Source organism: Halomonas sp. TP35 (assembly GCF_052375975.1).
Taxonomy (GTDB): domain Bacteria; phylum Pseudomonadota; class Gammaproteobacteria; order Pseudomonadales; family Halomonadaceae; genus Vreelandella; species Vreelandella citrativorans.
The window spans coordinates 159,449-176,731 of the sequence record NZ_JBQSUZ010000007.1; the positions used below are offsets into that span (position 1 = coordinate 159,449).

The 17,283-nt window shown below is 53.5% G+C and carries 16 protein-coding genes and 7 tRNA genes; 17 read left to right on the plus strand and 6 right to left on the minus strand.

Annotation, left to right across the window (positions count from 1 at the left end):
* Positions 1 to 4 precede the first annotated feature (4 nt).
* Positions 5 to 340, plus strand: coding sequence for a glutaredoxin family protein (locus tag ACT3RU_RS10750; RefSeq protein WP_192527789.1), 336 nt, complete (start codon positions 5 to 7; stop codon positions 338 to 340).
* A gap of 18 nt (positions 341 to 358) precedes the next feature.
* On the opposite strand, the gene ACT3RU_RS10755 is transcribed toward ACT3RU_RS10750, so the two are convergent.
* Positions 359 to 640, minus strand: a complete 282-nt coding sequence (locus tag ACT3RU_RS10755) for a hypothetical protein (protein ID WP_018916661.1) — start codon at positions 638 to 640, stop codon at positions 359 to 361.
* A gap of 187 nt (positions 641 to 827) precedes the next feature.
* Here ACT3RU_RS10755 and pdxB point away from each other — a divergent pair, with 187 nt between their 5' ends.
* A complete protein-coding gene (pdxB, locus tag ACT3RU_RS10760) occupies positions 828 to 1,976 on the plus strand; it encodes a 4-phosphoerythronate dehydrogenase PdxB (RefSeq protein ID WP_192527788.1) in 1,149 nt (382 codons plus the stop codon).
* Between the two features lie 62 nt (positions 1,977 to 2,038).
* On the opposite strand, the gene htpX is transcribed toward pdxB, so the two are convergent.
* From htpX to msrB, 4 genes are all read right to left on the minus strand, one after another.
* Complete coding sequence (htpX, locus tag ACT3RU_RS10765; RefSeq protein WP_192527787.1) at positions 2,039 to 2,944, minus strand: protease HtpX; 906 nt, start codon at positions 2,942 to 2,944, stop codon at positions 2,039 to 2,041.
* A gap of 92 nt (positions 2,945 to 3,036) precedes the next feature.
* Positions 3,037 to 4,329: a pyridoxal phosphate-dependent aminotransferase gene (locus tag ACT3RU_RS10770; protein WP_225733846.1), complete on the minus strand. Its 1,293-nt coding sequence runs from the start codon at positions 4,327 to 4,329 to the stop codon at positions 3,037 to 3,039.
* A gap of 57 nt (positions 4,330 to 4,386) precedes the next feature.
* Positions 4,387 to 5,340, minus strand: coding sequence for a ribosome biogenesis GTPase YlqF (gene ylqF, locus ACT3RU_RS10775; protein ID WP_192527786.1), 954 nt, complete (start codon positions 5,338 to 5,340; stop codon positions 4,387 to 4,389).
* 105 nt (positions 5,341 to 5,445) lie between these two features.
* A complete protein-coding gene (gene msrB, locus ACT3RU_RS10780; RefSeq protein WP_087106167.1) occupies positions 5,446 to 5,844 on the minus strand; it encodes a peptide-methionine (R)-S-oxide reductase MsrB in 399 nt (132 codons plus the stop codon).
* Positions 5,845 to 6,080: 236 nt separating this feature from the next.
* On the opposite strand from msrB, the gene ACT3RU_RS10785 reads away from it, so the two are divergent.
* The 6 genes from ACT3RU_RS10785 (at position 6,081) to ACT3RU_RS10810 (ending at position 6,788) form a co-directional block, all read left to right on the plus strand.
* Positions 6,081 to 6,156 (plus strand) — tRNA-Glu (locus tag ACT3RU_RS10785).
* A gap of 24 nt (positions 6,157 to 6,180) precedes the next feature.
* Positions 6,181 to 6,255, plus strand: a tRNA-Gly gene (locus ACT3RU_RS10790).
* A gap of 79 nt (positions 6,256 to 6,334) precedes the next feature.
* Positions 6,335 to 6,410 (plus strand) — tRNA-Glu (locus ACT3RU_RS10795).
* A 24-nt stretch (positions 6,411 to 6,434) separates the two neighbouring features.
* Positions 6,435 to 6,509 (plus strand) — tRNA-Gly (locus ACT3RU_RS10800).
* A gap of 105 nt (positions 6,510 to 6,614) precedes the next feature.
* Positions 6,615 to 6,690 (plus strand) — tRNA-Glu (locus ACT3RU_RS10805).
* 23 nt (positions 6,691 to 6,713) lie between these two features.
* A tRNA-Gly gene (locus ACT3RU_RS10810) sits at positions 6,714 to 6,788 on the plus strand.
* A gap of 271 nt (positions 6,789 to 7,059) precedes the next feature.
* Here the strand turns inward: ACT3RU_RS10810 and ACT3RU_RS10815 are convergent.
* Positions 7,060 to 8,685: a methyl-accepting chemotaxis protein gene (locus tag ACT3RU_RS10815; RefSeq protein ID WP_192528659.1), complete on the minus strand. Its 1,626-nt coding sequence runs from the start codon at positions 8,683 to 8,685 to the stop codon at positions 7,060 to 7,062.
* Between the two features lie 281 nt (positions 8,686 to 8,966).
* On the opposite strand from ACT3RU_RS10815, the gene ACT3RU_RS10820 reads away from it, so the two are divergent.
* From ACT3RU_RS10820 to ACT3RU_RS10860, 9 genes are all read left to right on the plus strand, one after another.
* Complete coding sequence (locus ACT3RU_RS10820) at positions 8,967 to 9,935, plus strand: ABC transporter ATP-binding protein (RefSeq protein ID WP_087106874.1); 969 nt, start codon at positions 8,967 to 8,969, stop codon at positions 9,933 to 9,935.
* On the plus strand, positions 9,932 to 10,705 hold the full coding sequence (locus ACT3RU_RS10825) for an ABC transporter permease (RefSeq protein ID WP_192528658.1): 774 nt from the start codon (positions 9,932 to 9,934) through the stop codon (positions 10,703 to 10,705). The genes ACT3RU_RS10820 and ACT3RU_RS10825 overlap by 4 nt, the downstream gene beginning before the upstream one ends.
* A gap of 35 nt (positions 10,706 to 10,740) precedes the next feature.
* Complete coding sequence (queF, locus tag ACT3RU_RS10830) at positions 10,741 to 11,574, plus strand: NADPH-dependent 7-cyano-7-deazaguanine reductase QueF (protein ID WP_192528657.1); 834 nt, start codon at positions 10,741 to 10,743, stop codon at positions 11,572 to 11,574.
* 47 nt (positions 11,575 to 11,621) lie between these two features.
* Positions 11,622 to 12,182, plus strand: coding sequence for a nitroreductase family protein (locus tag ACT3RU_RS10835; protein ID WP_192528656.1), 561 nt, complete (start codon positions 11,622 to 11,624; stop codon positions 12,180 to 12,182).
* A gap of 14 nt (positions 12,183 to 12,196) precedes the next feature.
* Positions 12,197 to 12,700 carry a YiiD C-terminal domain-containing protein gene (locus ACT3RU_RS10840; protein ID WP_192528655.1) on the plus strand — a complete coding sequence of 168 codons (504 nt, stop codon included), beginning with the start codon at positions 12,197 to 12,199 and terminating at the stop codon, positions 12,698 to 12,700.
* 107 nt (positions 12,701 to 12,807) lie between these two features.
* Positions 12,808 to 12,895: transfer RNA gene (locus ACT3RU_RS10845), tRNA-Ser, on the plus strand.
* A gap of 350 nt (positions 12,896 to 13,245) precedes the next feature.
* The gene (locus ACT3RU_RS10850; RefSeq protein WP_192528654.1) at positions 13,246 to 14,322 is read left to right on the plus strand and encodes a CBASS cGAMP-activated phospholipase; all 1,077 of its coding nucleotides are present in this window, start codon (positions 13,246 to 13,248) and stop codon (positions 14,320 to 14,322) included.
* Positions 14,319 to 15,629, plus strand: coding sequence for a CBASS cGAMP synthase (locus ACT3RU_RS10855; RefSeq protein ID WP_192528653.1), 1,311 nt, complete (start codon positions 14,319 to 14,321; stop codon positions 15,627 to 15,629). The genes ACT3RU_RS10850 and ACT3RU_RS10855 overlap by 4 nt, the downstream gene beginning before the upstream one ends.
* 6 nt (positions 15,630 to 15,635) lie before the next feature.
* Positions 15,636 to 17,283 (plus strand): E2/UBC family protein (locus ACT3RU_RS10860; RefSeq protein WP_483392676.1); only part of this gene is annotated, 1,648 nt, incomplete at its 3' end.

Below are 17,283 nucleotides of genomic sequence, written 5' to 3' on the forward strand. Positions count from 1 at the left end.
GGCGGTGATCTCGCTTACGCTCTACACCACGCTGGGTTGCCATCTGTGCGCCCAGCTGGAAGGCCTGCTGGCAGCGCTTGCCAATCAACCGGTGGTGCTGCAACGCATTGAAATCAGTGATTGTCCGGAGTTGCTAGCGCGCTATGGCGAGCTTATTCCGGTTGTGGCGGATAGCCAGGGGCATGAGCTGATACGCGGTTTTGAGGTAGAGCGCTTAAGCGGTTGGTTGCGTCAGCGCGGCTGGCTAAGTGAGCACGCGCTAACACGCCTGATGCAACCTGATGAAGTGCCGCCAAAAGGGCGTTATGTTCACAACGGGCGGCGCTTTCTGGGTGAGTGATGACTTACTGGGGGGCGATTAAAGCAGATCAAGCAGCGAAAGCTGGCGCATCGCTTCCTGGCCCTCTGGAGTATGGTCATCAACGTCCAATACTTTATGAAACCCGCGTGACTTTTGAATGGTCGTCTCATCTTCCAGCCACATCTGAGCCTGCTCAAGCGTGTCGGCCAGTTGATGTTTTAAGCCGCCAAACTGCGTGCCGATTTGCCCCCAGGCGCGACTAAAAATCCAGTCGCCAAACATATCCTGGTGAATATGAACCAGCACATAGTCGTGGTCGGTTTCCCACCTTACGATCACAAGCTTACTCCCACGGTTGTTCTTGACACTGGCTTACCCATTAGGCACTCCTTGTCCTGAATACTCTTTTCCAATTTGATGCGGCGGGCGGTATTGTAAAGCGCGTTATCGCAAACGCCTATCTTTGCTTATGAAGCGTTTTTCTGTGAAGAGGCTTGCCTGTCCTGCGGACTAGAAGGATCACGTTGTGAAGCTGACTGTAGATGCCAATATACCCGCCGCCGAACGCTGCTTTGGTGATTTTGGCTCGATTACCCATCTGCCAGGGCGTGAAATAAGCACGGCACACGTCAAAGACGCTAATGCGCTGATTGTGCGCTCCATCACCCAGGTCACTGCCGCGCTATTGGCAGACAGCGCTGTACGCTTTGTCGGTACCTGTACGATTGGCACCGACCATATTGATCACGCCGCCCTGGCCGAGCGTGGTATTACCTTTGCAAGCGCGCCTGGTTGCAACGCTGAAGCGGTGGTGGACTATGTGCTCAGCAGCTTGCTAACGCTTGCTGAGCGCGATGGCTGGTCGCTGCTCTCACGAACGGTGGGCATTGTGGGCGTCGGCAATGTAGGCAGCCGCTTGCTTGCCCGCCTTAATGCGCTGGGCGTCAACACACTTGCCTGTGACCCACCCAGAGCAGAGCAGGAGGGAGAGCAAGGCTTCGAGCCGCTGGATACGCTGATCGATCGTTGCGATATTCTCTGCCTGCACACGCCGCTGGTGTCAGATGGGCCGCACGCCACGTATCAGCTGCTGAATGCTCAGCGCATCAATGAATTAGCGCCTGGCACGGTATTGCTAAACGCAGGGCGGGGCGACTGTATTGATGGGTTAGCGCTGCGTGGTCGGTTAGCGGGTAAAGGGGATATTACCGCCGTGCTGGACGTGTGGGAGAGCGAGCCGGACATTGACGCAGGGCTGCGCGACCTGGTGGCACTTGCCACGCCGCATATTGCCGGGCATAGCCTGGACGGCAAGCTGCGCGGTACCTGGATGATTCAGCAGGCGTTAGCCAGCCATCTTGGTACTCCCAACCATGATGCGTTTGCCGATATCTGCCCGCTGCCAGCGTTGGCGTCATTGCACTTGCAGGACGCACTGCCGGTCGAGGATGCGCTGCGTGTGTGCATGCGTGCGGTGTATGATGTACGCCGAGACCACGACAGCCTGCAGCGCCAGGCGCTTGTGGAGGGTATCAAGCAGGGCTTTGATACTTGCCGAGCCAATTATCCGCTGCGCCGTGAATTTGCCACGCTGAACGTGCAGCTATCGGGCAGTGCGGTTGAGCTTGAAGCGCTTTTGAGTGCCGCGGGCTTTCGCGTCTCGCGGTTATCCTGACGCGCAAAAAGAACAGGCCCGCATAAAGCGGGCCTGATACGTCTGATGCGTGCGGATGTTTCTTATTGACGGTAAGCGGCTTCTTTTAGCGCACGAATACGGTCATCCAGCGGCGGGTGGCTGGCAAAAAGCTGCTCTACCAGTGAGCGTGTTTGGCCTTTGGTGATCGCCATGGCGCGTAGAGTGTCGGGCATTTGGTCCGGCATTTCTGTTTCCGCCTTCAAGCGGGCCAGGGCATTCACCATGGAGCCCGTCCCTGCTAACCGTGCACCGGCCTCATCGGCACGGTATTCACGGTAGCGAGAGAACCAGGCAACGATAGCCGACGCCACAATCCCGAACACAATTTCAGCGACAATCACGACCGCGAAGTAACCCATAAAGCCCAGGCCGCCTTCGCCGCCGCTGCGGCTTTTAAGAAAACTATCTACCAATTGCGCCACCACACGGGCAAAGAACATCACAAAGGTGTTCACCACGCCCTGAATCAGCGCCAGCGTTACCATGTCGCCATTGGCAACGTGGCCAATTTCGTGGGCAAGCACTGCGCGCACTTCGTCGGGGCGCATCCGGTTTAACAGCCCGGCAGAAACCGCCACCAAAGCGTCATCTTTATTCCAGCCGGTGGCAAACGCGTTTGACTGCTGGGCGGGGAAAATGCCCACCTCCGGCGTTTTAATACCGGCCTCGCGGGCAAGCTCAGCCACGGTATCGACCAGCCACTGCTCGGTGGCGTTGGAAGGAGACTCAATAATCACCGTGCCGGTACTGCGTTTCGCCATCCACTTGGAAATAAACAGCGAGATCAGCGAGCCGACCATGCCGAAGATAAAGCAGAAAATCAGCAGGCTGGTAAAGTTGATTCCTTGGCTGCGTAAATAACCCTCAACACCAAACAGGCGCAGCGTAATACTAGCGACAAGCAGCACCGCCAGGTTGGTGGCTAAAAACAGCACAATTCGCATCATGGTGCAGGTTCTCCCTAAGAGGACAATAAAGCGTTACTAGAATGCTTGCTTAGATACGTACACTTCATGGCAGTTTCAAGTCACCGCCCGCCTTATTGACGGTAGCGGGACAAGAAATTACCGAACCTGTCCAGAGCGTCGCCCAATTGATCCGCCCAGGGCAGTGTCACGATGCGTACATGATCAGGTTCTGGCCAGTTAAACGCCGTGCCTTGAACCAGCAGAATTTTCTCTTGAAGGAGCAAATCAAGAACCAGCTTCTGGTCATCTTGAATATTGAAGACCTTGGGGTCCAAACGAGGAAACGCATAGAGGGCGCCTTTGGGCGTGACACAAGAAACGCCAGGAATCGCGTTGAGCTTTTCCACCGTGATGTCGCGCTGAGCCAGTAAGCGGCCACCTGGTAGAATCAGGTCATTGATCGACTGATAGCCACCCAGTGCGGTCTGAATGGCGTGCTGGGCAGGCACGTTAGCACACAGACGCATGGAGGCCAGCATGGTCAGCCCCTGGATGAAATCCTTGGCGCGCTGTTTGGCAATCGTGCCAGAAATCGTCATCCAGCCGGAGCGAAAGCCCGCACAGCGGTAGCTTTTCGATAGCCCGTTCATGGTAATCACTAGTTGGTCATCGTCGGCCAGAGCGCCGGTCGCGGTATGTTCTACGCCGTCATAAAGGATCTTGTCGTAGATCTCGTCAGAGAACACCACCAGATTGTGCTCTTTGGCCACGGCCAATACATCGCGCACCACGGCCGGTGGATAAACCGCGCCGGTCGGGTTATTGGGGTTGATCAGCACAATCGCGCGGGTACGGCTGGTAATCTTGGCGCGGATATCGGCAATGTCCGGCGTCCAGTCGGCCTGCTCATCGCACCTATAGTGCACGCCGTGGCCACCAGAAAGATTGGCTGCCGCTGTCCACAGCGGGTAGTCCGGCGCGGGAATCAGCACTTCGTCGCCATCGTTTAATAGCGCCTGCATGCACATCACAATCAGTTCGGACACGCCGTTTCCGATGTAAATATCTTCGATGCCAACGCCTGGAATCTCCTTGCGCTGGCACTCCTGCATAATCGCCTTACGCGCCGAGTAGAGGCCTTTGGAATCACAATAGCCTTGTGCCGTGGGCAGGTTGCGCATCACATCCTGCAAAATCTCTTCTGGTGCTTCAAACCCAAAGGGCGCCGGGTTGCCAATATTCAGCTTTAAAATCCGCTGGCCTTCATCCTCAAGCCGCTTGGCATGGTCAAGGACCGGGCCACGGATGTCGTAGCAGACGTTATTGAGCTTGTGAGATTTTTTGAGTTCAGTAGATGGCGGCTCGGCATTTTGTGAGTCCGTATCCTGAAGTTCAGTAGGCGTTTGAAGCTGAGAGGTTTCCATGAGTGATTTATCCAAAAGTGTCCAAAGGCCGTGCGGCGGCGCCGGTCGATTTATCCATTATGCGTCGGAAAGTAGCTGATTGTCTTCGTCGTTTTGCACAATGGGCGGCGGAATATCGTCAGGTGTTTCCAGCGTTAAACGGCCAAGCTTGCCGTCACGCAGTTCGTGTAACAGCACTTCGGCGCCACGATGTAAATCTACCTCGCCACCCGCGCGCAGGCCGCCCCGTTTACCGGCAATTTCTTTCAGGATGGCATGGCCATCAAATCCGGCGATCGCCAGGAAGTCGGGCTTCTTCGGGCCATCGGCGTCCACGTCATTATCGACCGGCGCTTCATACGTGGGCAGTGTTTTGAGTTTGTAACGTGCGGTCAACTCTTCAGGGTAGCGCTTAGCAAGCTCGGCGCTGGTAACAATACCCACGTCGGTATACTCAATGGCGGTATCGCGAATAGCGCCGCTGGCCGCCAGCCGGTAGGCGCTGGCCTGGTCTTCAATCTTGGGCCACAGCACGCCGGGCGTGTCGATCAGCGCCACGCGGCCATCAATACGCACTTTCTGCTGGCGCTTGGTGACCGCCGGTTCGTTACCGGTTTTAGCAATTTTGCGCCCGGCCAGGCCGTTAATCAGGGTGGATTTACCCACGTTGGGAATTCCCATCACCATCACCCGAACGTCGCGGTCAGCACGTACGTCGCCCGCTAACTCGTGGCAAAGTTTGGGGATTTTCTTTAACTCACGCGTGTTGGTTGTGGTGATCGCGAGTGCCCGGGTATCGTCCTGGGCATCAAAAAAGGCCACCCATTCAGCGGTGCGCTCAGGGTCTGCCAGGTCCGCCCGGGAGAGTATTTTCAATACCGGCTTATGGCGGGTCAGCTCGGCCAGCATCGGGTTGGCGCTGGAGTAGGGCAGGCGTGCGTCAAGTACTTCAATGACCACGTCAATCTCCGGCAGCGCATCCTTTATCTGGCGGCGGGCCTTGTTCATATGTCCGGGGAACCAGCCGAGCATGAGTTTCTCCTACAAGCACAAAAAACGGGCATAAAAAAAGCGAGCAACCATTCTACCAGATGGCGCCCGCCTTGCTGCGATTCGTTAAGGGGTTAGAGGTAGCGTTTACTCGTCAGGATGAAACTCTAGCGATACTGAGTTAATGCAGTAACGCAATCCTGTGGACTCCGGCGGCCCGTCGGGAAACACGTGCCCTAAATGGGCATCGCAGTGGGAACACACAACTTCTGTGCGCACCATGCCGTGCGTGGTATCGCTATGCTCCTCAACGCTGTTTCTGCCAAGCGGCCTGTCGAAGCTGGGCCAACCGCAGCCCGCATCAAATTTGTGCTCGTTTTCAAACAGCGGCGCGTGGCAACAAATGCAGTGGTAAATGCCTTGAGCATCGCTTACCTGGTAGTCGCCTGTAAAAGGGCGCTCGGTGCCTTTCTCGCGTGCTACCCGGTACTGTTCAGGCGTCAGTTGTTCACGCCACTGATCGGAGGGTTTTTCAATTTTGGCCATTTAGTGTCTCCTTTCCCTTTATGACTTGCAGGCTAGCGTACTCTTTTCAATTAAGACAGCGTAGTTCGTGCTTGAGTTCGGAAGGTGAATAGGGTGTAACTACCCGCTTGAAAGGGAGTTAAGTAGTAGGAGTAAACGAGATTGGCGTATAGATAGAAAGCAGAGCGATATCATAGGGCTTGACAGAAATGCGTGCTCTGAGTAATATACGCGCCACCTCGACGAGGCAATGAAACGTCCCATTCGTCTAGTGGTCCAGGACACCGCCCTTTCACGGCGGTAACAGGGGTTCGAACCCCCTATGGGACGCCAATTACATCGTTAAGGTATCGGAGTGCGGGAATAGCTCAGTGGTAGAGCATCGCCTTGCCAAGGCGAGGGTCGAGAGTTCGAATCTCTTTTCCCGCTCCAATTTGGTCGTGTGGTTAAGCAAGTGCAGGTCGAGAGCTGGAACGCCAGCCCGGTCGAATCTCTTTTCCCGCTCCAAAACGTCCCATTCGTCTAGTGGTCCAGGACACCGCCCTTTCACGGCGGTAACAGGGGTTCGAACCCCCTATGGGACGCCAATCCGATGGCGAGAAATTGATTAAGCGGGAATAGCTCAGTGGTAGAGCATCGCCTTGCCAAGGCGAGGGTCGAGAGTTCGAATCTCTTTTCCCGCTCCAATCAGTTAATTGATGGTGTGGTTAATCAAGTGCAGGTCGAGAGCTGGAACGCCAGCCCGGTCGAATCTCTTTTCCCGCTCCAATCAATAAAATAGATGTTTATACGTCCCATTCGTCTAGTGGCCTAGGACACCGCCCTTTCACGGCGGTAACAGGGGTTCGAACCCCCTATGGGACGCCATCTAGCAAGTGCATGTTTACGTTGCGGGAATAGCTCAGTGGTAGAGCATCGCCTTGCCAAGGCGAGGGTCGAGAGTTCGAATCTCTTTTCCCGCTCCACGTAATCAGTCTTATCTAGCATGGCAAGGGTCGAGAGCTGGAGCGCCAGTCCGGCTGATGGCAGCCCCGTAGAATCTCTTTTCCCGCTCCATGTAAACAGCCTCATTTCGTTATCCTTCCTGTTTTACCTTTCCTTCTTGTTATACATATTGCTATCTATCTACCGTCCTTGTTGGCGGCGTTTTGCTGTGCGTGTGTTTTAGAGGCGCGTTTTGAGTGGCGGCTTACGTCCAGGCAGTGCTGCCTGGACGTAAGCCGGTAATACCCTGCGTTAACTAAGGGTGAAGTGATTTACAACGCTGCTAAGCGACTGCGAGCGCTGTTTCAGGTCGTGCGCGGAGTTAGCCGTTTGCTGAACCATAGTGGCGTTATCCTGAGTTGACTGGTCAAGCTGTGCGATGGCCACGTTGATCTGCTCAATCCCCTGGGTTTGCTCATGTGTCGCGGCTGTAATGTCGGCAAATAGGTCGTTGATGCGTTGGATCTGTTGGTCAATCTGCTGCATCCGCTCTTTAGCGGTAGTCACCAGTGAGGCGCCGTTATCCACCTGTGCATTGGAGGTGTTAATCAGCGTTTTGATCTCGTGAGCGGCGGTTGCCGAACGGTTAGCCAGCTGGCGCACTTCACCGGCTACCACGGCAAAACCTCGACCATGCTCACCCGCGCGGGCAGCTTCAACCGACGCATTGAGGGCCAAAATGTTGGTCTGGAAAGCAATGCTGTCAATCAGGGTAACAATATCGGAAATTCTGGCGGCTTCAGCGCTAATTTCCTGCATGGAAGTAACGGCCTTGCCAATCGCTTGCTGGCCAAACTGAGAGGTTTCGCCTGCACTGCGCACAAGCTCCTTGGCTTGTTCCACGTTTTCGGCATTTTGGCGCACCGTCGCGGTCACTTCTTCCATGCTGGCAGAGGTTTGCTGAAGGGCGGCTGCCTGCTGCTCGGTGCGTGATGAAAGCTCCTGATTGCCTGCGGCAATATCGCCAGAGTTATGGTCTACCGCGGCGCTGGTGGCGTGAATTTCCTGCATCGTTGCGTGCAGCTTGTCACGCATTTGCTGAATATCGTAAAGCAGGCTGTTGGTATCGTTGGCACCCAGGTGAACCCTTGCCGTTAAGTCGCCTTGGGCAATACGTGCTACTACCTCTGCCGCGTAGTCAGGCTCGCCACCCAAGCGGCGCAGAATCAACGAGATCATGCCCCAAAAGGCCAGCGTTACCAGTATGCCGCCCACCAGGCCGACCAAAATGGTTTTGGTCAATTGGGTCATAATGGTTTGGCTGATATCGCCCATAAAAATACCGCTGGCAACATACACATTCCACGGGGCGTAGGCTTCGGTGTAGGTATGCACCAGGGGTAATTTGTCGTTGCCGCGGGCGAAGTTGGAGTAGTAGTCGGCAAAGCCGTGGCCTGACTCGCGGGCGCTTTCCCTGATCAATTGGAAGATCAGCGTGCCCTTGGGGTCAGTCACCTGGGATAAATCCTGCCCCGTCGGACGTTTGGGGTGGGCAAGCATCTTCAGGTCGCCGCTGAGTGCAAACAGGTAGTTGTCATCGACGCCAAAGCGCACGTCACGAATGGCTTCAAACGCCTGGGTTTTGGCTTCATCAAGCGAGAGCTCGCCCCGCTTGGCTCTTTCATCAAAATGCTCAAGGGTAGAAACGGCAATGTCCACGGCGGTAACCATGCGCTGCTCACGCTCATGATAGAGCAGCGTTCGGCTTTGTAGGGCATTCACCGTAATCATGATGGCGAGTATCAGCCATAAAACGGCTACGCCAATCAGCCGTTGGCGGCGCAGGGGAAGCGCTGCCAGGCCGCGTCGGGCGGTGGACGTTGAATGTTCGGTAGTAGAGCCTGGTTGGGCAAAGGTAGCAGGGGGCTGGGCGATCATGGTGCTCACTATGGCTTTTTCTCGTTTATAAAATACGTATTCCCTTGTATGCCGTGCTATTAATAGCGCAAGGGAATGCGGGTAATACTAAAGTATTAGCCTGCGAGTCATGCGCGACAAAACGCCGCGAATACTAATTAAAGTGGACGGGTTGGTTAGCGGTTTAACGAGATAGCCATAGGCGCCATGTTACGCTGGCTTGAAAAAACGACCGAATGCCCCGATATCGTTGCTTCTCACGTATTTTTTGTGCCCCTATTTTTTGCTGACAGGACATCTTTATGGCCGAACCGGCATTGTCTATCCGTGGCCTTACCAAGGTGTACGGCAACGGCTTTCACGCGTTAAAAGGGATTGATCTCGATGTCCAGCAGGGCGATTTTTTTGCCTTGTTGGGCCCCAATGGCGCGGGTAAATCCACCACCCTGGGCGTGGTGTGTTCATTGGTGCAGAAGTCAGAAGGCAAGGTGTCGATTTTTGGTATCGACATCGACAAGGACTTCGCCAAAGCCAAGTACCAGCTGGGCGTGGTTCCTCAGGAATTCAACTTCAACCAGTTCGAGAAGGTGCTTGATATCGTGCTGGCGCAAGCAGGCTATTACGGCATGACGCGCCGTGAAGCGCTGCCGCGTGCCGAGCAGCTGCTGCGCGACCTGGGCCTGTGGGACAAGCGCAATGGCAACGCTCGCATGCTTTCTGGTGGTATGAAGCGCCGCTTGATGATTGCCCGGGCGCTGATGCACCGGCCCAAGCTACTGATTCTGGATGAGCCCACCGCGGGTGTGGATATCGAACTGCGCCGCAGCATGTGGGAATACATGCGCCGCATTAATCAGGATGAAGGCACCACGATCATCCTGACCACCCACTATCTGGAAGAAGCCGAAAGCCTGTGCCGTAATATCGCCATCATCAATCACGGTGAAATTGTGCGTAACACCAGCGTGCGCGAGCTATTGGCCGAGCTGAATACCGAAACCTTCCTGCTGGATCTCGCTGAGCCTGTCACAGCACCGCCGGTGATCGAAGGGTTTGAGATCAATCAGATCGAACCTACGCAACTCTCGTTGGTGATTCATCGCGGGCAGCAGTTAAACGATGTGTTCAGTGTGTTAAGCGAGCAGGGCATGCAGGTGGTTTCCATGCGCAACCGCGCTAACCGGTTGGAAGAGATGTTTGTGTCAATGGTAGAGGCGGGCAATAAAGCCATCGATCAGCGCGCCGAACCCAACAAGGAGACGCAGGCATGAATGCAACACAAACGTTCGTCGCGCTATGGACGCTAGTACTTAAAGAGATCAAACGCTTTACGCGTATCTGGCCGCAAACGCTGCTGCCGCCTTCGATCACCATGGCGATGTACTTCATCATCTTTGGCAACCTGATCGGCTCGCGCATAGGGGATATGGATGGCTTCTCCTACATGGACTTTATCGTCCCCGGCCTGATCATGATGTCGGTAATTACCAACAGCTACTCGAACGTGGCTTCCAGCTTCTTCTCGAACAAGTTTCAGCGTTCAGTAGAAGAGCTAATGGTATCGCCCATGCCCAACTGGGTGATTCTATCCGGGTTTATCCTCGGCGGTATGGCGCGCGGTTTGGGTGTGGGCCTGATCGTTACTATTGTGTCGCTATTTTTCACGCGCTTAACCATCGAGCACCCGCTTTTAACCCTATTGGTGGTGGTGCTAACCTCGGCGCTGTTCTCCATCGGCGGCTTTATCAATGCCCTGCTGGCCAACAAGTTTGACGATATTTCCATCGTGCCGACCTTTATTTTGACGCCGCTGACCTACCTCGGCGGGGTGTTTTACTCCATTTCCATGCTGCCCAATTTCTGGCAGGGCGTGTCAATGCTCAACCCGATTCTGTATATGGTGAACGTCTTCCGCTATGGGTTTTTGGGCGTGTCGGATATTCCCGTTGGCTGGGCGCTAGCGGCCATTTTTGGGTTTATCGTAGTGCTGTTCTTCGCGGCACTGGCCATGCTGGAGCGTGGCAAAGGCATTCGTAGTTAACTGTACGACCGTTTTTATCAAGAGAGCGTTACCCTATGGCACACCGCCCCGATACCTTAGAGCACGCGCCCCTGGGGCGCGAATCCGCCTACCCTGAGCAGTACGATGCCGGGCTGCTGTTCCCCATCCCACGCGCCGTCAACCGCGCCCCGCTAGGCATTGAAGAGGGCAAGCTGCCCTTTGTGGGTGAAGATGAGTGGCACGCATTTGAGGTTTCCTGGCTGAATGCCCGTGGTAAGCCCATCGTGGCCGTGGCCCGCTTTCGGCTGCCTGCTGAGTCGCCCAGCCTGATCGAATCCAAATCCTGGAAGCTTTACCTCAACAGCTTTAACCAGACTCGTATGGAAAGCCGCGAGGAAGTGATTGAAACGTTGAAGCGTGACCTAAGCGCGGTAGCCGGTGCACCGGTCAGTGTGGAGCTACTCGGTGTAGAAGACGCTGAGCTTGCCCCACAGCTGCTACCCGGCGACTGCCTGGACGACCTGGATATTGAAGTAAGTGATTACACGCCCAGCGCTGCCCATGTGGCGGTAAGCGATGAGATTGTAGAAGAGACGCTGCACTCGCATCTGCTTAAGTCCAACTGCCCGGTGACCGGCCAGCCCGACTGGGGCAGCGTGATGATTCGCTACAAAGGTCCGAAGCTGGATCGCGAAGGGTTACTGCGTTACCTGATCGGCTATCGTCAGCATCAGGATTTTCACGAGCACTGTGTCGAGCACATCTTCACCGACCTGATGCAGCACGCCAAGCCTACCGAGCTTCTGGTGCTGGCGCGCTACGTGCGCCGCGGCGGGTTAGATATCAGCCCCTGGCGCGCCACGCCGGGCCTTACGCCGCCAAGCCCGCTGCGTCTGGCAAGACAGTAAGCGACTGCGCTACAGTAGTGCCTAACTGATTGATAGGATGAAACCAAATGGATGGACTCACGCTGCTTCACAGCCGTAGCTCAATGGGCAAGCTCACCGATCCTGCGCCTACTGCCGAGCAGATGGACGCCATTTACCAGGCGGCTCTGCGTGCCCCAGACCACAAAGAGCTGCGCCCCTGGCGGTTTATTGAGTTCACTGGGGAAGGGCGTACGCGCCTGGGTGAGCTGTTTGCCGAAGCCGAGTTCCAGGAAGACCCCAGTGCCGACGACGACACGCTGAACTCAGCGCGCAAAAAGCCGCTGCGCGCGCCGATGATTATCGCCGTGATCGCCAAGGTAACGCCGGACCTGCCCAAAGTGCCCAAAATGGAGCAGGTGATTTCCGCAGGCTGCGCCGCCCACGGCATTTTGCTGGCCGCCCACGCGCAAGGGCTAGGCGCCATGTGGCGTAGCGGCAAGTACGCTTTTGACCCCGTGGTGCGCAAAGGGCTTTCCTTGGAAGAAGATGACGAAGTCGTCGCGTTTATCTACCTGGGACACCTGGGCGGGCGCCACAAGCCTTTGCCTGCGCATAACGTGGCCGACTTCGTAGAGCGCTGGGCGTAAGGAGACCAACCGCCATGCGCAAACCCGGTGTGCCTCACCCACGCTTGCCGCTGCCCGAAGGCCAGGAAGACCTGGCCGCCTTTCAAAAGTGGTTGAGCGACGCAATCCCCATGGTTGGTGCCCTGGGGATTGAAGAGATATCGCTGCACAACCAATCGCTTACTTGGCGGCTCGCCCTGGCGCCCAACCTGAATGACAAAGGCACCGGCTTTGGTGGCGCGCTAAGTGCGCAAACCACACTGCAAGGCTGGTGCTGGGTAACGCTATGGCTACGCAAGCAGGGCATGGCGCGCGATGTAGTGGTCGCTGAGGCCACGCAGCGCTTTCTGGCCCCGGTAACGGGTGATTACCGCCTGGTATGCACGCCAGCAGAGCCTGACGGTGTTGAGAAGCTCACCAAGAAGCTGGCCGAGCGCGGCAAAGGCCGCATTGCGCTTACCCAGCAGCTTTACTGTGGCGATGCGCTCTGCCTGGAAGCCCACGGCAACTATGCGGTGTTATCGAGCAGCGATACCTGATGGCAAGCCACTGATTCTGAAAAAGGCTTGCTATTTGGCCGCTTAAACCATAGTATATGCGCCGTTCTGTCGCGAAAGGCACAGCCTAAGTGATTGAGCCAAAATGTGGAGAGGTGTCCGAGTGGTCGAAGGAGCACGCCTGGAAAGTGTGTAAGTCGTAAGGCTTCGAGGGTTCGAATCCCTCCCTCTCCGCCACAGAATATAGAAAAAGCCCGCTGAGTAATCAGCGGGCTTTTTTGTGTTTGGAATTTGGCTGCCCAGCCTTTCACCTTTGCCTACCTTGGTCTTATGCTCGTCAATACGAAGGTGACAATGCTTGCTGGCTTCGCTACTGTTATCTTAAGAATTATGAGCTATCGATATGAGTCTGATAACGACCCTGAACAGACATCAGATGTGTCATGCGTTTAACTTTTCGGCCCGGTCTGGAGATGACTGCGAGCAAGCTATGCTATTCAGTTGCTTTGTCATTAAAGACTAGAACTGACAAATTGAAATGTATCAAAGTAGCCTATGTTGATAGCAAAACATAATAGAGGCGTTCCATGTCAGCACACAGCGGTGACGTAAAAATCCTTAGCCTAAATGGCGGGGGAGCAAGAGGTCTGTTTACCATCAACGTGCTTGCTGAAATCGAGCGCATCATTGAACAGCAAACTGGCCAATCGCACGTAAAAGCAGGCGAGTACTTTGATCTGATTACTGGCACCTCAATTGGTGGAATTCTGGCGCTGGGGCTTGCGGCTGGAAAAAGCGCTAGAGAGCTGGAGTCAGTTTTCCGTGATCAAGCATCTCTAATTTTTCCGCACAGAAGATCTTGGCGAAAAAAATGGAGGGCTGTTTTTGGAGCCCAATACAATAGCAAACCGCTCTTAGAAGCGGTCGCCTGCATGATAGGGGCGGAGACTACCTTTGGTGACTTGAATCGTAGGGTGATGATTCCAGCAGTGAACCTCTCCACTGGAAAGCCTCAATTCTTCAAAACTCCACATAACCCATCATTTAACCGTGATGCTCGACTTACTCTTCTAGACGCGGCAATGGCTACATCGGCCGCGCCTACCTATTTTGCTCCTCATTATTGCGCGGATCTTGATGCATATTTCGCTGATGGAGGTTTGGTTGCTAACAATCCCAGCTTCATCGGGTTACATGAAGTTTTCAGAGATATGACCTGCGATTTTCCCAATGCCACGGTAGCCGACGTCAAAATATTGAACATTGGCACCTTGGGAGAAGAATATACCGTGAGTCCAGCCGCCTTAGCAGCAAAGTACAACAATGGCTATCTGGGCCTTTGGGGGTTCGGTGAACGGCTAGTTTTAACCACTATGACCGCAAATCAGCAGCTTCATAAAGCAATGCTGGAGCGGGAGTTATCTACTCATAACGCATTAGATAACTATGTCTATCTTGACGATATCGTTCCAAACGAAGCGGCATCCGACATTACCTTGGACAACGCGAGCGAAAGCAGTCTGCGAAACCTTGCTAGCCGTGGAAAACAGCTGGCCACTACTGAGTTCACCAAAAACAGTCGATTACAGGCCTTCTTCAATCAGCCCTCAGCCCCCTTTGGCAGCAGCAGACGTGCCCCAGCCCCACAGGAGACAAAGAAATGACTTGGAACTTTCATCGCTATTATAACGACCCAAGTGACGGGCTTATTGGCAAGTTGAAATTGAGTGAATCACGCATCACTCAGCTCAAACAATTACGCGCGAAGATTCGAGATCGTACTAAAAAGGTGTTTGAAGAAGCTAAAACTCTTGTCCAAACGTCAAACCTGACGAGCTCCTTAGAGAGCTTTAAAGCGCGTCTCTCGGATACAAACCTTAAATACCTTAGCGATGAAGATCAGGCCGAAATAGCGAGATTGCTGTGGAACATGGATGAAGACGCAAGAAATTCCTTCCTAGATCTCAAGCCACGTTTCTGGACGCAAGGGAGCTTTCAATACGATACCCTTAACAATCCCTATGCCACCCCGCCACAGGAGATGGACATAGACGATGGTACGTACCTTCCTATGGAAGTTTTTAAAGGCCAACCTGTCATTGGTCACAGGCTCCTCATACTGCTTGTAGACTCGTCTTTGAAGTCTTTAGAAAAAGAGAATGCAGGCTGGCAGTTTGATTCTTCAAAGCCGACCTGCGCTCGTTTGAAAATTCCTGCTGAACACACTCATATTGACGTTCCTATGTATGCGATACCGAGAGAACAGTTTCTGCTTAAAGAGGATTCTATAGCGGTAGCAAAATCACGCGTGCTAGGTATGGAGGCAATGGACTCCATTCATGGATCCATCATGTTTAATCACGAGGCTTACAGGCTTGATGAAGATTGCGTAAATCTCGCTTTGCGTGAAGGTGAAAAGAAATGGATTAAGAGTGATCCAAAAATTATAGAAGACTGGTTTATTGAAAGCTGTGAGCGGATCGGTCCTGATTTGCGCAAAGTCTGCCGTTTTATGAAGTCCTGGCGCGATGCGCAATGGCAGGAAGGTGGCGGGCCGTCTTCAATTTCACTTATGGCAGCAACCGTTAGTATTTTTGATAGAGAGCCGCTTAAGAAAGGAGATCTTGGAGCGGCTATGATGTCGCTTGCAGAGAACCTTCCGAGGGAGTTTTCCAATGGTGTAGAAAGCCCAGATCACACTGATGAAAAACCTCTATTTCCAAACCATCTTGAGCATGGTGAATATGAGCGAGAGGTAATTAAACGTCTCAATGAACTGCATGGGATTTTAGTAGAAGCTCAGATCTCTTCGACCAAAGTGCTTGCTCTCGATTCAATCAATCGGGCATTCGGCCAACGAGTAAGTAAGAGCGAACTGATCGTTAGCGAAGTATCTGCTCCAGCGTTTGCAGCTGAACCTTCTCGTGGAAATGAAGCCGCTAGCATCAGTTCAACCATGGCAAGTGGTTAATACTACGTGTCTAGTGCACTTCATCAGATATTGCTGGGTTGCGGGTATCAGTACACCAAGGCTCAGCACATTTCTGAAAGCACACCTCTGCGCGCCCTCAACTCCTCCAAAGGCTTTTACGTTAAAAATTATGGAACAGCAGGCGGTCAGTTCAGTATTGCACTAAGCTTACCTGCCGACCCGCATATCACTTTACCTACCGCATACATCCTTAAAAAACCAGAAAAATTCAACGGCCTATTATTGCCTCATGTTAACTTGGGGTGGTACCTCTGCTACGTTCGGGAGATGGAAGCAGACTGGGATGCTAATAACCTGCATGGACTTTATTTGCAGGTAGATGATCAGATCCAACGAACATTGGATGCAACAGTCGCTTCAGTGATGCATGGCTCACCGGATGATCAAGAGATGGAAGGAGAGTTCGCTTCCTATTGGTTACCTGAGAAGGAACTCTATCTCCTATCAGATGCTGTAGAGATGTTAGAGATGCAGTGTCATGTAGCAATCAATGCGCGAGAACATGAGGAACCAGAAAAGGGGGCAGGTGAGGAGTGGGTTGTCTTTGAGAAGGAAGAGGAAAACGAGTTCAATGAGTGGATGAAGCAAAGGTGCCTAAAGCGAGGTAGTAATAGGAGCATTCTCACACGTTATTTCAAAGTTAATCCGTCGCGCCTAGCTGGAATGGAGTGGCCGCCACAAAACTTCCGGGCTTTACTCCAATGGCTTGGCGAAGTAGACCTGAGCGCCCTCAGCCGCCTCCTAAAACACTTCGTTGATAATCCTGTTAAACGCCACGTAATCCTGTTCGACGTACACCATCAAGATCTAGTGGGCCTCTATGTTGAACTTGAACTTGAACTTGCTGCGACCGGACTGCTTACTTATCCCAAGAAAAAAAATCGAAAGAAACATACGAGACGCGTAGTAAATAGTAAGAAACTGATCACCTGTCTTTCGGGCAAACGTTCGGTTCATAAATTTACTAGAATAGGGGTCACGAAGGCGGATAAAAAAACAATTCTTAGCCGAAACCGGCGTCGTGAAACTAGTGGTGATTTGAGCACTAAGCATATCGCGCTTATAGGCTGTGGAACCATTGGAGGGCATCTTGGTGGCCTACTGCTTCGCTCCGGGGCAGGATGCGGACAGGCTAAGTTCGACCTCTACGACAACGACTCTTTCGGGCCTCAAAATTTTGGCCGACATCCCTTATCCACCAAGGATTTTGGCCAGAACAAAGCAATATCGTTAGCCATGACACTTAAATCATCTACACATATGAACTGCATTGTTGAGGGAAAATCTTATCAGTTTTCGATTGTTCCTGAGCTATTAAACCAATACGACATTGTCATCGACGCAACTGGTCGTCCCCCAGTTGCGAAGCGTCTGGCCCATGTAGTTCGCACCATGGTGTGCGATGAGAGACCTAAGCTCATCCATGGGTTTAATGACGGCAATGGCCGAGCATCAAAAGTCTTAATTGACGACGGCATGTGTTGCTATGGTTGCCTATTAAATACTCCTGCATTTTACAAAAATGGCTTGGACCTACGTTTTAAGAATATTGATGTTAGCCAGGAGCGTTTCGTCAGTTGCGGGAGCACTTTCACACCTTATGATGCGGCGGTCAGCGTAATAACTGCGGCAA